This window comes from Megasphaera sueciensis (assembly GCF_050219315.1).
Taxonomy (GTDB): domain Bacteria; phylum Bacillota; class Negativicutes; order Veillonellales; family Megasphaeraceae; genus Megasphaera_A; species Megasphaera_A sueciensis.
Genome location: NZ_CP116939.1, coordinates 1,290,434 through 1,304,052 on the forward strand (window position 1 = coordinate 1,290,434; position 13,619 = coordinate 1,304,052).

The window sequence follows — 13,619 nt, forward strand, 5'->3', positions numbered from 1 at the left end:
ATTCACGTAGGAGGAGGACATCGTTATGAAGCCTTTTTTTTCCATATTTTTAATCGTTTTTATACCTTTTTTAGCATATGGAACAGCGATTGTATTAAATCATACTATCCTTTGGGGATATAAAAAAGCATCTTCCGAATTGGAATTTCCCGAAAAATTATCACCAAGAGCCACACACGCACGCCGACTGAAACTGACGTCCGTACTCTTTATCTTTTATGGATTGGTTTTGTGGACTGCAGTCTCCTGGCCGCTGTTATTGACATATATCATATATGCAGCCATCTTGGCCGCTATTATTATCATGGATTTTGAACAGCAAATTATTTTGAATACTTTTGTATTGGCACTGGCACTCTTGGCATTGGCAGCCACTCCCGTATTATCTGCGGCACTGACCGAACGAATTCTTGCCGGAGCCGGAAGTTTTGCCGTTTTTCTTCTCTTAGCCGTATTGACCCGCGGCGGCATAGGCGGCGGCGATATCAAATTAATCGGGGCCCTCGGATTATTTCTCGGCTTAGACCGTATTATTTTTACCATCGTCTGCGGCATCATTGCCGGCGGCCTGGTCAGCCTTTTCTTATTATCCACTAAACGCAAGAAACGGAAGGATGCCATTGCCTACGGCCCCTATTTTGCAATCGCCGCCATGATTGCTTTATTTGTTTAATCTCCATGCAGCGTAAAATGATTCTTATGAAACTCGATGATTCCTTCATCCCGCATTCGACCTAATTCGGAGGACATGGCACTGCGGTCTACGGAAAGAAAATCTGCCAACTGCTGCCGGTCAAACGCAATATCAAAAGAAGAAGATCCGTGCCTGCGTGCTTCATCAGACAAAAACGCCATCAATTTCTGATGTGTCGTACGTTGTGATATATACCGTATTTTTTGTGTCAGAAAAATATTTTTTTCCGCCATAATTGCCAAAAGGTTTTTTGTCAATAACGCGGCATATTTCCCGGCATTGATTTCCGTTCTTACAAACTTATCTATATCTAAATACAGTATCTCTGTTGCCAGCGCCGCTACCGTATCTACTTCACTTGTAGCATTTTGTACGCAGGCAAAGCCCTCGCCAAACATCCCTCCGGGTGCCACACGCGCCAAAATATTACGGTTGCCCCAGAAATCTTCCTGTATAATATGGACTGCCCCGCTTAAAACAATTCCGATATGATGAATTTCATCGCCGGCATAAAAAATAAAGCTGCCTTTTTTGTAGCTTTTTTTTCTTGCCTCCAAGCCTTGCAGCATAGGCAAAAATTCATCTTGCTGTACCCCTTTGAACAGAGGATTTTTTTTAAAAATAGCGGTGTAACTTCCCATAATTCACCTCCATGTTGTAAAAACAACAGTGCTTTTCCTTTTATTGTACTATACTTACACCGTAAGGTAAAGGAAAAACAATACATGACACTAATTTTTATACAGAATGCTCATTTTTAAGGAGGATATTATCATGATCAGAAAAATTATACATATCGACCAAGATGCATGCAACGGCTGCGGAGCGTGTGCCCAAGCCTGTCACGAAGGAGCTATTGCTATGGTAAACGGCAAAGCACAGCTCATGCGCGATGATTATTGCGACGGGTTAGGTGATTGCCTGCCTACCTGCCCTACCGGTGCCATTACGTTTGTAGAACGGGAAGCCGCCGCGTATGACGAAAAAGCAGTAGAAACAAACAAGAAGGCAAAAGGTCTTCCCCCACGGGGTGGCTGCCCGGGAAGCCGCGCACAAACAATCAGCCATACTCCGCCCGCCGATGGCTGCCCGGGACACAAAACCGCAGTCATTACCCCGGCGCCTGCCGCCACTGCCGTATCTGCCGGAGTGTCACAGCTGCGGCAGTGGCCTGTTCAAATTAAATTGGCTCCGGTCCATGCCCCTTACTTTGAAAATGCACACCTTCTCATCGCGGCAGATTGTACAGCGTATGCCTATGCTAATTTTCACGAGGACTTTATTAAAAACAAAATCACGCTGATTGGCTGCCCCAAACTGGATGAGGGAGATTATGCGGAAAAACTGACAGAAATTATACGCCGCAATGACATCAAGGATGTCACGATCGTCCGCATGGAAGTTCCTTGCTGCGGCGGATTGGAAAACGCCGCCAAAAGAGCGTTGCAGGCAAGCGGAAAATTTATTCCTTGGCAGGTAGTTACCCTTTCTATCGACGGGAAAATAATAAGCTAGAAGGTACGCGTTCTTTTTTGCCGAATGGCAATTCCAGTACTTTTACTGCATTTTCCTTAAATTGCGAAATAACGGTATCGATATATATGTATATCGATACCGTTATTTTTACGCTTCTATTAATTTTCCAGGATTCAGAATCATATTAGGATCCATGGCCCGTTTTATCGTTTTCATCATATTTAATTCACCGGCAGACGTAAATTTTTCCATATAGGCTAACTTTTTATTGCCGATGCCGTGTTCTCCGGCTAACCGTCCGCCGACTGCATACGTATAGGCATACACATCTTGATGAAATGCTTCTACATTCTTATCCCACTCTTCATCACTCATATTCATTTTACAGAGAACGATGTGCAGGTTACCGTCCCCAATATGCGCATTAATTTTAACTTGGAAGGGATATTTTTTGCCCACTTCCATAATATGTTCAATCGTTGTCGCTATGTTATGTACCGGTACAACAATGTCATCCGTAAGTGATACCTTACTGATATGTTCTACAGAGGTTTGACAATTACGCCGCATATTCCATACTCGTTCATCGGCTTCCAAAACCTCTGCCGCCCCCGAGGCTTCACATACCTGACATACCGTTTCCATGCGGGTATCCAGTTCTTCTTCCCGAAAGCTTTCTACTGTTATAATAACATAAATACCATCTTCATAGTGCGGCATGTTGGTATACCCACAATAATCGGCACAGCCGCGCACATATGAATTATCCATATATTCAACACTTGTGGGTTCTATGCCGGCTTTCAACAGACGGGGTACCATTTCCAGTGCTGTATCAGGTGCTGTATAAATGGCCAAAACATCAAATTTGTACGGAGGTAAGGGAGATAATTTCAATGTCGCCTTAGTAATAACGCCTAACGTACCTTCGCTGCCGATAATCAGTTGTTCCAAACTGTACCCCGTAGAACACTTCTTCAAACAAGCACCCAGCTCAACGATTTCTCCCGTAGGCGTTACCATTTCCACGGCATATACCTGATTACGGGTGACGCCATACCGGACAGCCTTCAACCCGCCGGCATTGGTAGCTAAATTGCCGCCGATCAGGCAGCTTTCCGAGCTGCTGGGATCTCCGGCATATAACAAGCCTGCCTCCCGAGCTCGCTGCTGCAGATCTACTGTACGGACGCCAGCTTCCACGACCATATACATTCCGTCTTCATTCAGTTCCAAAATAGTATTCAATCGTTCCATAGACAATACCAGTCCGCCGCATACAGGAATCGCCCCATCGGCTAAACTAGTTCCGCCGCTGCGTATCGTAACCGGAAAATCATATATATTAGCCAATTTAAGAATCGCGGATATTTCTTCAGCATCAGCAGGAATAACGGCGGCTTCGGGCATATGAAACCGCTTTGGATCCGATTCGTAGTCCGTCTGATACTGCGCTAATACATCCGTATCGGTTTTTATATAAGATGGCCCAACAATGGCCCGTAATTTTTCTATTATCTCTTCTGTAATTGGTTTGTAGTCTTTCACGTTACAGTCCCCCCTTATGCAATCTCTAATCCTACCCGGTCCTGTGCAAGTATTGCTGCCGCCTGCACAGGCAGAATACAGTCTGAATCTATATTGCAATTGCCTCTCATTGTATCATGTCCATAAAAAATTGCAATACCTATTGGTTTATACTACGGAACACATCTTCTCATCAAAAAACGATGCCACATTCCTGCCACATCGTTTTTTTTGTGTACTATCCCGCTATATTCAGATTTAATTTCATACATTCCATTCTTCCTTCAGTGTCGATAGACACATAAAAGTTTGAGACGAAGCTACTGTCGGTATTTCATTTAATTCGGTCATAAGGAAGTGTTCCAAATCATCCGGTGTATGAACCAATACTTTTAACAAATAATCAAAGGCACCCACTACATGATGGCACTCCAACACTTGCGGAAAATCAATGATTTTTTTACGGAATTCATCAACATCTCCCGATCGTTCCAGATTTACCATAATAAACGCCGTTACATTATACCCGGTCTTCCTACGACTGATTTTTGCACCATATCCTTCAATAATGCCGCTATGTTCCATCTTACGGATACGTTCCGCTACAGCTGGGATAGACAGACCTACAACCTTACTGATTTCTGTCGCCGAAACTTTACCATTCTTTTTTAGGATTGTTAAAATTTTGTCATCGATTTGATCCATTTTCTACTCCTATCTTCATGTAAATATTCCCTCCACCCGCTCTCTTTATTATCTTATATTATAAAGAAAAAGTAAAGGGATAATTTAAAAGTTAAAAAAGTACTGTCTCCACACTTGTTCAGACAGTGCCTTCTACCTTAATTCGATACACGAAACGCTCTATTTAAATCAGAAAATTGTTTTTTAAATCCGTCTGTGACATATACGATCCCATTCGTTCCCGTTACCCTTAAGCGATATCGTCGTATCCATTGCAATTCCACTTCTATCATAAGACTGCTCCGGACGCAAAGAGCATCCGGAGCAGCTTATCATCACCATAAAAACGGCCAGACATATCGGTCTGATATACCGTTTTCTTTTCATATTAACCTACATTTTCTTCTTTTTTTGTTCTAGCGACCAACGCAGCAATGGCATTCGTCGGGCATTTATCAACACAGGTCAAATCATCGCATATACGGCAGATGGACGGATCGACAATTGCCAAATGATCAACAACCTTTACACCGCCCTTATGCGTACAGTTCTTCATGCAAAGACCACAGCCAATGCAAGCTGCTGTACAAGCTTTACGCGCAGCGGCTCCCATTTCTTTCGAGCTGCAGCTTACCGTAACCTTAGCACTGATAGGAATTAATTCAATAACATGCTGCGGACATATAGACGCACATTTGCCGCACCCGGTGCAAAGAGATTTATTCACCACAGGGATTCCGTTTTCTCCCATACTCATGGCACCAAAAGGACATGCTTTGACACAATTTCCAAAGCCAAGACAACCATACTTACATTCTTTCGGACCTTGCTGTACCAATTTAGCGGCAGCACAGTCATGAACCCCTTTATAGTTGAACGCGAGTTTAGCAATACCTACACCGCCGCGGCAGCGGATATGAGCATATTTGGGTTCTGTAGCTTCCGCAACTTTACCGGTAAGGTTTGCAACAACAGCTGCAACTTCAGCTTTACCAGGAACACAGAGGTTAGGCGGAACTTCCGGATCCAGAACGACGGCTTCCGCATATTTTGCACAACCGGCAAAACCGCAGGCACCGCATTGTCCTTTGGGAAGTGCTTCTTCCACTTCACCAATAAGCGGATTTTCTTCCATGGCAAATTTCTTATCGGCCAGAGCCAGGACGAAGCCAAAGACAACGCCGACACCGGTCATGATAACAACCGCCATTATCGCGATTTGAGTGTAATCCATAATAACTATTCCAACTCCTTTGCGTAACGATTATAACATACCGGAGAAACCGAGAAATGCCAACGAAAGCATCCCGGCTACAATAAAGGCGACAGGCGTGCCTTTTAAGGCTTCCGGAACATCGGCATAATCCAATTTTTCACGAGCGCTGGCCATCAGGATCAATGCTAAAGCAAAGCCTAAACCGGAACCAACGGCAAATACAATATTTTGGATGAAATTGTAATTGTTGGTTACGCTCAATACAGGTACAGATAAAACAATGCAATTTGTTGCAATCAGCATAAGGTAAATGCCCCACATGTTATACAAGGTCGGAGACATTTTCTTAATAACGATTTCCAGCAGCTGTACAAAACTTGCGATCAAAACAACAAACGTAATAGTACGCAGGAAGGTCAAGCCAAATGGTACCAAAATGAAGTTGTACAAAAGCCATGCCAAAATTGTACTCAAGGTAATGACAGAGGTAACGGCAAAGCCCATACCGATTGATGCATTCAAGTTCTTGGAAACACCAAAGAAGATACACAGGCCCAGGAACTTGGTCAAAACGAAGTTATTAATCAATACTGCACCGATAAACAGTGTAAAATAGGCACCCATTACGCTTCACTCCCTTTCATTTTCTTCATTTCCCGCGATTTATTCCACATCTTAAGCCCTGCCATCATAAACCCGATAAGCATAAAGGCTCCCGGCGGCAATGCCATAATCAAAGCAGGTTGATACGACGCACCAAACATGGATACACCGAACAGCGTACCATTGCCAAAGAGTTCACGAACAATGGAAATGGTAACCATCGCAATGGTAAACCCAATCCCCATGCCCATGCCGTCAAGGAAGGAAACGACAACGCCGTTCTTCGAAGCAACAGATTCTGCACGAGCCAAAATAATGGCAAATACGACAACCAAGTCAAGATATACGCCCAAGGCTTTATACAGATCCGGAGCATAGGCCATCAAGAATAATTGTACGCAGGTAACAATCGTAGCAATACAGGTAATGTACACCGGTACACGTACCTTTTTATTGATCGTTTTACGAATAATAGAAACGACTACGTTATTTGAGGTAATAACGAACCATACCGTAAGACCCATCGTAAGGCCGTTGACTACGCTGGTTGTAACAGCAAGTCCCGGACACAGGCTCAATGCCAGTACGAAATACGGGTTTTCTTCAATGATGCCTCTGGTAAATACTTTCCATAAACTCATAATCAGTTACCTCCTAACTGCGCTGCTGCTTCAACAGCTTCTTTAACGCCCTTAGTAACTGCGCGGGAAGAAATAGTAGCCCCGGTCATAGCCTGGATATGTTTTGTATCACTCGGTGTCTTTGTTACTTCCAGGTTATCTAATTTCTTACCTTTAAACTGATTACGGAACGGTGGTTTCGATGCATTTTCACCTAAACCCGGAGTTTCATTCGCTTCGAGAATAGTGTAATCAAGAACAGCGCCGTCCTTAGAAACAGCTACCAGCATTTTGATCGGTCCGCCATACCCTTTCGGTTCGCTCGGAACAATAAAGGCGATTGTCTGTCCGCCCTTTTGGGCCAAGAAGGTATCTTTTTTGCCGGCTATTTCTTTAAAGTTGTCGGCATCAGGAACAAGAGCCTTCATAGATTCCTGTTTCATTTGTTCCGCCTTTGCCGCCGCCGTTGGTCCTGTAACAAAGAAAACAGCACCGATAATACAGCCGGAAACAAGGCAGGTAAGTATAAGATTGAGTGCAATCTTAAAAATGTTACTTTGTTCGTGATTTTCAGCCATTTTTATTTTGCCCCCTTTGCCTTTACTGCGCCAAAGACTCTGGGTTTAACGAGGCGATCAATAAGCGGCGTGAGCGCATTCATCAAGAGGATGGAATAGCAAACACCTTCCGGATACCCGCCAACAAGACGAATCAAAACCGTAATCAGACCACACCCCAAAGCGAAGATAATTTGTCCCTTTAACGTAATAGGAGCAGTAACCATATCTGTAGCCATGAAGAACGCGCCGATGACAAGACCGCCAGCCATCATGTGGAAGAGCGGATCACCGGAGAATAAGCCTGTACCAAGAGGAATGCCGCCAACGATCCACATGAGGATGCCTACAGTAGCAATCATGGTAACAGGAACCTGCCAATTTACATATCCTTTATAAATGAGGTATAAACCACCAAGGACTAACAGCACGGTGGAGGTTTCACCCATAGAACCATTACGGAAACCAATAAACATTTGCTGATACATTGTCATGGGATCCCCGCCGAACATAGACAGCAATGCATCATGACCATTATGTTTCAATACATTCAGTGGTGTAGCGCTGGCTACCGCATCGACAGTGCCATTCAGGCTTGTCCATGTCGTCATGGCGACCGGCCAGGAAACCATTAAACCGGCACGGCCTACATGAGCGGGGTTGAATAAGTTATACCCCAAACCACCCATAGATTGTTTACATACAACGATAGCAAGGAAAGAACCAACGATGCTCATCCACCACGGTAACGTCGGCGGACAGGTCATTGCCAGCAATAAGCCGGTAATAACAGCACTACCATCTTGAATGGTAATTTTTTTGTGCATCATTTTTTCCCATAAATATTCAAATATAACTGCGGAAACAATTGCTACAAAGATGTTGACCAAGGCGTTCATACCAAAATAGAACACCCCGAAGGCCGCTGCCGGTACCAATGCGGCAACAACATTCCACATAATCTTAGGAATTGTTTCGTTACAGCGAACGTGCGGCGAAGATGATACAGTAAATTTATATTCCTGCATGTCTTTAGCATCCTTTCCTTTTGTTTGTCCTTCTGCTACTGGACTCATGATATCCCTTCTTCCCTATTACTTGTCTGCCAGGGCTTCTGCCGTAGTTTTCCGTTTCGGCTTCGGCCATTTTACATTCTTTTAATCGTGTCCTTCAGCGAAGGTTCCGCCTTAGCTTTCTGCGCTTCGGTTTTAGCCTTGGCAGCCGCCTGCAGGGCTTTGCATTGTCCTTTTGCATTGCGGATATATTGAACAATATTCCGTTTTGCCGGGCAGGTATATACACAGCTGCCGCATTCTACGCAGTTCATGACACCGTATTCCATGCATTTTTCCCAGGCAGAGCGTTCGGAAAAGATACTCAACTGGCTCGGGATAAGTCCCATGGGACAGGCTACAACACAACGGCCACAGCGAATACAAGGAGATTCTTCTCCGACTTCACATTTTTCAGCAGATAAACAAGTAATACCGGAAGCACCTTTAGCAATAGGAACATCCAAGCTGAACTGTGCAAGCCCCATCATAGGGCCGCCGCTGATTACACGATCCGGCTGTTTAGAAAAGCCGCCGCAATAATCAACACAAGCTTGATACGATGTACCGATACGGACCAAAAGGTTTTTCGGTTCTTTAATGCAGTCACCGGTTACGGTCGTAATACGTTCGATGAACGGAATACCGTGACATACCGCATCCGCAATAGCTAACACGGTACCCACGTTGCTGACAACACAGCCCACATTCATCGGCAGGCCGCCCGGTTCCACTTCACGTCCTGTAACTGCCTTGATCAGCATTTTTTCTGCGCCTTGCGGATATTTAGTCGGTAAGGCTTCTACAGAAACACCGTCCACACCCTTAAAGGCTTCCTGCAATACTTTTACTGCTTCCGGTTTATTATCTTCGACACCGATATAACCGGTTTGAACACCCAAAGCCTTCATACAGATTTGGACACCCGTTACTAACCGATCAGAGCATTCCAACATACCGCGATAGTCGGCTGTCAAATACGGTTCGCATTCCGCACCATTCACAATAAATACGTCGACAGGTTTGTTCGGAGTCAATTTTACATGTGCAGGGAAGGTAGCGCCACCGCAGCCAACAACACCGGCCTTTTTAATCAGGTCAATGATTTCCTTACTGTTCAATTGATTCCAGTCATGTTCTTCCGGAAGTCCATCTGCCCATTCATCCAAGCCGTCGCTCTTAATGACAACGGACATGCACTTAACCATCATGTTATGGGGCATAGGGGCTACCTTGATAACGTCACCGGAAGTAGATGCATGGATGTCAGCATGCAAAAATGCATCGCTGGTCCCAATAAGCTGGCCTTTTTTCACATGATCGCCGACTTTTACGGTCGGAGTACATGGAGCGCCAAAATGCTGGCTCATCGGGATGACTACTTCTTCCGGTACTGCCAGGGTTTCTATTGCTTTGTCCTTCGCATAGATCTTACCATCATCCGGATGGACCCCACCGATAAAGCTTTTCATCATCAAAAATCACCTCATTAAATATTATAATGAAAAAATAATAAAAACAGTTAAGCAACCAATTTAGAGAATCGATACGATCTTCGGCTTCGAACTTTCCTTATCGGATAAGAATCGATCATACATTTTAACTCCTACTAAAGCAATAAGAAATGCCACGATGCCGCCGATGATTTCCGCCTGCACTATATCGTATCCCAAAGGGGTGCTTACCCATCTACCAACAAAAACGCCAATCGCCGCAACAAGCAGCGGCATAATGAAACATACAAAAGCACCAATAACAACATTGGTTTCTCTTACTTCAAACGTTACCCGGTCGCCCACCTTGCCATGAATAGGATTTGTTGCTTTAACAACAATGTTTTCAGCGCCCGGACAAGCTCCGCAAGCGATGCAATCGGAATGGCGTCCGACTTTTACTTCTGCGAGACCTACTTCATCAATAGAGATAATGGTCCCTTCTTCCGTCTTCATAATTTCATCGCTCCTTTCCCACAAAATAAAATCAGTGAAAACCGTTATCATTACTAATAGTGTGTTCTCAACAGCTTTAATTATAACATCATATTTTGCAATATTCAATGTGAAAATTATCGCAAGCTAGCTCACATACCGCAATTTAAGCAAAAGATTTTTACTAAAATAAGATGAATCTTTTAATAGCATAAGTATTAATTATACATAACAGCGCAAAGGTTCGGTAATTATCCTGCATTCACTCTTATTGATACATATTAGCCTTATCCGGTCTTTTTTCTAACATGCTAAAACGAGATGTATATGTTGCGTTTTTTATATATATGAACTATTTAATATTATTTTTTTTATTTGTAACTTTTTAGAACATATTCATTTTAGCCTGTTATCAATTTGCAATATCTTTTTGTAATACCATCTCATCATGCATTTATTTTATCAGCACCCGCATGCTAAATAATTCATCGCCGTATTAGTAAAAAATAAATCATCGAATGTTTCATCCGCTATATTTGATTTTTATAAGTGAAAATATGCCGTTGTATAATTGATGTTCCTCGCCATCAATTATACCCGGCATATTTCCATAAGGAGTGTTATATCTGACAAAAAATTACGAAGAATACAGATTTATTTTATTATAGTGTCTTCTTTATATTGTGGTGACGTAGGACAAGTCTGCGGTGTTATGTCATCCATAGAGCCTAGTCGATAATGTTTATTTTTAAAACTGGTATGCAGCATGGATTCAGCAATGGGGCTCAGCGGCGACATTAAAAATTCCGAATATAACTTCTTGATATCTGGATTTTGCCAACTAGACCGTATGGAACATTCCAAATCCCGTTTATATAAAGAATCGGAGCGAGATTGTTTGGCTGCATTTGTCTGCGGCAGTTTAGTATGCGGCTGACCGCCGCCACCGATGCATCCGCCCGGACAGGCCATCACCTCAATAAAAGAATAATGTCCCAGCATAATATCTTCTTCCATCTCGTGAATAAACAGTCTGACATTAGATAATCCATTGACAGCCGCTACATGGAGAATTTTGTTTCCGTAAGGTACTTCCGCTTCTTTTACCCCATTTAACCCTCTGATCGGTTTAAATTCCATAAAATCTGCCGGGGCCGTTTCCCCGTTTTTTAGGTAGTATGCCGTACGTAGTGCCGACTCCATGACACCGCCGGTACTGCCAAAAATAATACCGCTTCCGGACGCTTTTCCAAAGACGTCGTCATATGCTTCCTCTTGCAATGATGCAAAGTCAATGCCTGATTCTTTAATCCAATTCGCTAATTCCCGCGTAGTAATACATAAATCAGTATCACGCATGGAGGGAATATCCCAAAATTGTGCGGAGGCATTCATTTCCGGACGCAGAATTTCTGTTTTTTTTGCTGTACATGGTGTCACACAGACAGATACAATTTTACTGGGATCTATCTGCTTGTTCTTAGCAAAATACGTTTTTATCATGGGAGCCAGCATACTGATCGGACTTTTTGACGTAGATAAATGCGGTATCATTTCCGGGAAAAAGATTTCGGCAAACTCTACCCATGCAGGACAGCAGCTGGTAAACTGGGGTAATAAATCCTTTTCATATTCCAACCGATGCACTAATTCAGAGGCTTCTTCCATAATGGTCAAATCAGCCCCTGTACAGGTATCAAAGACATAATCTGCGCCTAAGGCTCGCAGCGCAGCTACCATCTTACCCTCTACAAACGTACCGAACGGCATGCCGAAGGATTCTCCCAAACTAACGCGCACAGCCGGCGCGGTCTGAAAAATGACCGTATAATTTTTATCAGCAATCGCCGCTTTTACATCTTCTACAGAGGATACCGCCGTCGTTGCCCCAAAAGGACAAATGGCAGAACACTGTCCGCAATGGACACATATAGGAACATCTCCGGTACTCTGTAAATAATAATAATCTGTCACAGACATGGTGCTTGCACATTGGCGTCGGCACATGGTACAATTTTTGCATTTTTCAACATCAAAATGTACGGAAGCATTATGTTCATCAATAGCAACACGCCTGTTTAATTCTTTAAATCTACTCTCGAAATCTGACATTTTCATATCACCTCTCGTATGACTCTTGTTATATCCCTGCTGCCGCCAGTACGTAACCCGTTACATAACACAACGTTTTTTATACTGTTTTACAGCAATTGCATCATTACAGCAGATTGCCGCTACATCAACGATATCCTCCGTTGAACAGCCGCGCGACAAGTCTAATACAGGTCTGGCTAATCCTTGCAGCAAAGGTCCCAGTGCAGTAGCATGTGCGAATCGCTGCACCAGTTTATAACTGATATTAGCGGCATCTAACGTAGGAAAGATCAATACATTAGCTTTGCCGGCTACACGCGAGGCAGGTGCTTTAATTTTACCGACATCCGGGACTACCGCCGCGTCCACCTGCAGTTCCCCGTCAAAATCAAAATCAACATGGCGGTTATGCAATATGCGCAATGCCTCCTGTACCTTATCTACCGAAGAACCCGAACCACTTCCTTTGGTTGAATATGACAAAAGGGCCACTTTAGGATCCAAGATCTGCACGGTCGTACGAGCGCGCGCTGCACAGCTGCAGGCAATATCCGCTAGTTGTACGGCTGTGGGATCGGGAATAACACTGCAGTCTCCCACAACAAGGATACCATTATCACCGTACTGTTTCGTATCCGTCAATAAAATAAAGGAACTGGAAACGGTTTTGCAGTCATGTGCCGGGCCGATGATCTGCAATGCTGCCCGAATAACATCCGCAGACGTCGTCACTGCCCCTGATACCATTCCGTCCGCAATGTCAAAAACGACTAAACAAGCTGCAAACAGCGTATAATTAGTTTTTAACAAAAATCTAGCCGCTTCTTTTGTTACCCCTTTATTTTTACGGCGCTCCGCATAATAATCACAAAACATTTCAAACATAGAAAATTTAAGAGGATCTATGATTTCAATCTCTGCTAAATTAATATGGTACAATAAAGCCCGAGACTTTATTTCCGATGCATTGCCCACTACAATGACGTGAGCAAATTTTTCAGCCGCTATTTGTTCCGCCGCCTTTAACACTCTGCGGCTCTTGCTTTCTGGTAAGACAATTCTCATTGGCAATTTTGCTACGCGATTTTTTAAATCCGATACAAATCTCATCTCATCTCTCCTCATATAAAACATATAATGTTCTGTAATGTCCTTGCAATACTCTTGA

The 13,619-nt window shown here is 43.6% G+C and carries 15 protein-coding genes; 2 read left to right on the plus strand and 13 right to left on the minus strand.

All coding sequences use genetic code 11. From position 1 onward, the window contains the following. Positions 1-25: 25 nt before the first annotated feature. Entirely contained in the window at positions 26-673 is a 648-nt protein-coding gene (locus tag NXG62_RS06140; RefSeq protein ID WP_427114072.1) for a prepilin peptidase, read from the plus strand. Here the strand turns inward: NXG62_RS06140 and NXG62_RS06145 are convergent. Further along, entirely contained in the window at positions 670-1,335 is a 666-nt protein-coding gene (locus NXG62_RS06145; protein ID WP_322351605.1) for a cyclic nucleotide-binding domain-containing protein, read from the minus strand. The two genes, NXG62_RS06140 and NXG62_RS06145, sit on opposite strands and share 4 nt — an antisense overlap. Before the next feature lie 133 nt (positions 1,336-1,468). Here NXG62_RS06145 and NXG62_RS06150 point away from each other — a divergent pair, with 133 nt between their 5' ends. After that, positions 1,469-2,209, plus strand: coding sequence for an ATP-binding protein (locus NXG62_RS06150; RefSeq protein ID WP_427114073.1), 741 nt, complete (start codon positions 1,469-1,471; stop codon positions 2,207-2,209). Positions 2,210-2,317: 108 nt separating this feature from the next. Here NXG62_RS06150 and NXG62_RS06155 read toward each other — a convergent pair whose 3' ends face one another. The 12 genes from NXG62_RS06155 to pta all read right to left on the minus strand — a co-directional run bounded on the left by NXG62_RS06155 (position 2,318) and on the right by pta (position 13,561). Next, positions 2,318-3,718: an FAD-binding oxidoreductase gene (locus tag NXG62_RS06155; protein ID WP_427114074.1), complete on the minus strand. Its 1,401-nt coding sequence runs from the start codon at positions 3,716-3,718 to the stop codon at positions 2,318-2,320. A gap of 243 nt (positions 3,719-3,961) precedes the next feature. Continuing rightward, positions 3,962-4,402: an Lrp/AsnC family transcriptional regulator gene (locus NXG62_RS06160; RefSeq protein WP_427114075.1), complete on the minus strand. Its 441-nt coding sequence runs from the start codon at positions 4,400-4,402 to the stop codon at positions 3,962-3,964. A gap of 137 nt (positions 4,403-4,539) precedes the next feature. Then, positions 4,540-4,674, minus strand: a complete 135-nt coding sequence (locus NXG62_RS06165) for a hypothetical protein (protein ID WP_427114076.1) — start codon at positions 4,672-4,674, stop codon at positions 4,540-4,542. A 95-nt stretch (positions 4,675-4,769) separates the two neighbouring features. Continuing rightward, positions 4,770-5,615 carry an RnfABCDGE type electron transport complex subunit B gene (rnfB, locus tag NXG62_RS06170; RefSeq protein WP_322351606.1) on the minus strand — a complete coding sequence of 282 codons (846 nt, stop codon included), beginning with the start codon at positions 5,613-5,615 and terminating at the stop codon, positions 4,770-4,772. Positions 5,616-5,645: 30 nt separating this feature from the next. Beyond that, entirely contained in the window at positions 5,646-6,221 is a 576-nt protein-coding gene (locus NXG62_RS06175; protein ID WP_322351607.1) for an RnfABCDGE type electron transport complex subunit A, read from the minus strand. Then, positions 6,221-6,841 (minus strand): electron transport complex subunit RsxE, encoded by a 621-nt coding sequence (gene rsxE, locus NXG62_RS06180; RefSeq protein WP_322351608.1) that lies wholly within the window; start codon positions 6,839-6,841, stop codon positions 6,221-6,223. The genes NXG62_RS06175 and rsxE overlap by 1 nt, the downstream gene beginning before the upstream one ends. A 2-nt stretch (positions 6,842-6,843) precedes the next feature. Further along, the gene (locus tag NXG62_RS06185; RefSeq protein WP_322351609.1) at positions 6,844-7,398 is read right to left on the minus strand and encodes an RnfABCDGE type electron transport complex subunit G; all 555 of its coding nucleotides are present in this window, start codon (positions 7,396-7,398) and stop codon (positions 6,844-6,846) included. Positions 7,399-7,400: 2 nt separating this feature from the next. Further along, positions 7,401-8,453, minus strand: coding sequence for an RnfABCDGE type electron transport complex subunit D (locus tag NXG62_RS06190; protein WP_427114077.1), 1,053 nt, complete (start codon positions 8,451-8,453; stop codon positions 7,401-7,403). A 71-nt stretch (positions 8,454-8,524) separates the two neighbouring features. Beyond that, positions 8,525-9,904, minus strand: a complete 1,380-nt coding sequence (rsxC, locus tag NXG62_RS06195; protein WP_427114078.1) for an electron transport complex subunit RsxC — start codon at positions 9,902-9,904, stop codon at positions 8,525-8,527. A gap of 60 nt (positions 9,905-9,964) precedes the next feature. Next, a complete protein-coding gene (locus NXG62_RS06200) occupies positions 9,965-10,378 on the minus strand; it encodes a SoxR reducing system RseC family protein (protein WP_427114079.1) in 414 nt (137 codons plus the stop codon). A 633-nt stretch (positions 10,379-11,011) separates the two neighbouring features. After that, the gene (locus tag NXG62_RS06205) at positions 11,012-12,469 is read right to left on the minus strand and encodes a [FeFe] hydrogenase, group A (protein ID WP_427114080.1); all 1,458 of its coding nucleotides are present in this window, start codon (positions 12,467-12,469) and stop codon (positions 11,012-11,014) included. Positions 12,470-12,529: 60 nt separating this feature from the next. Further along, a complete protein-coding gene (gene pta, locus NXG62_RS06210) occupies positions 12,530-13,561 on the minus strand; it encodes a phosphate acetyltransferase (protein ID WP_427114081.1) in 1,032 nt (343 codons plus the stop codon). Positions 13,562-13,619: the final 58 nt, after the last annotated feature.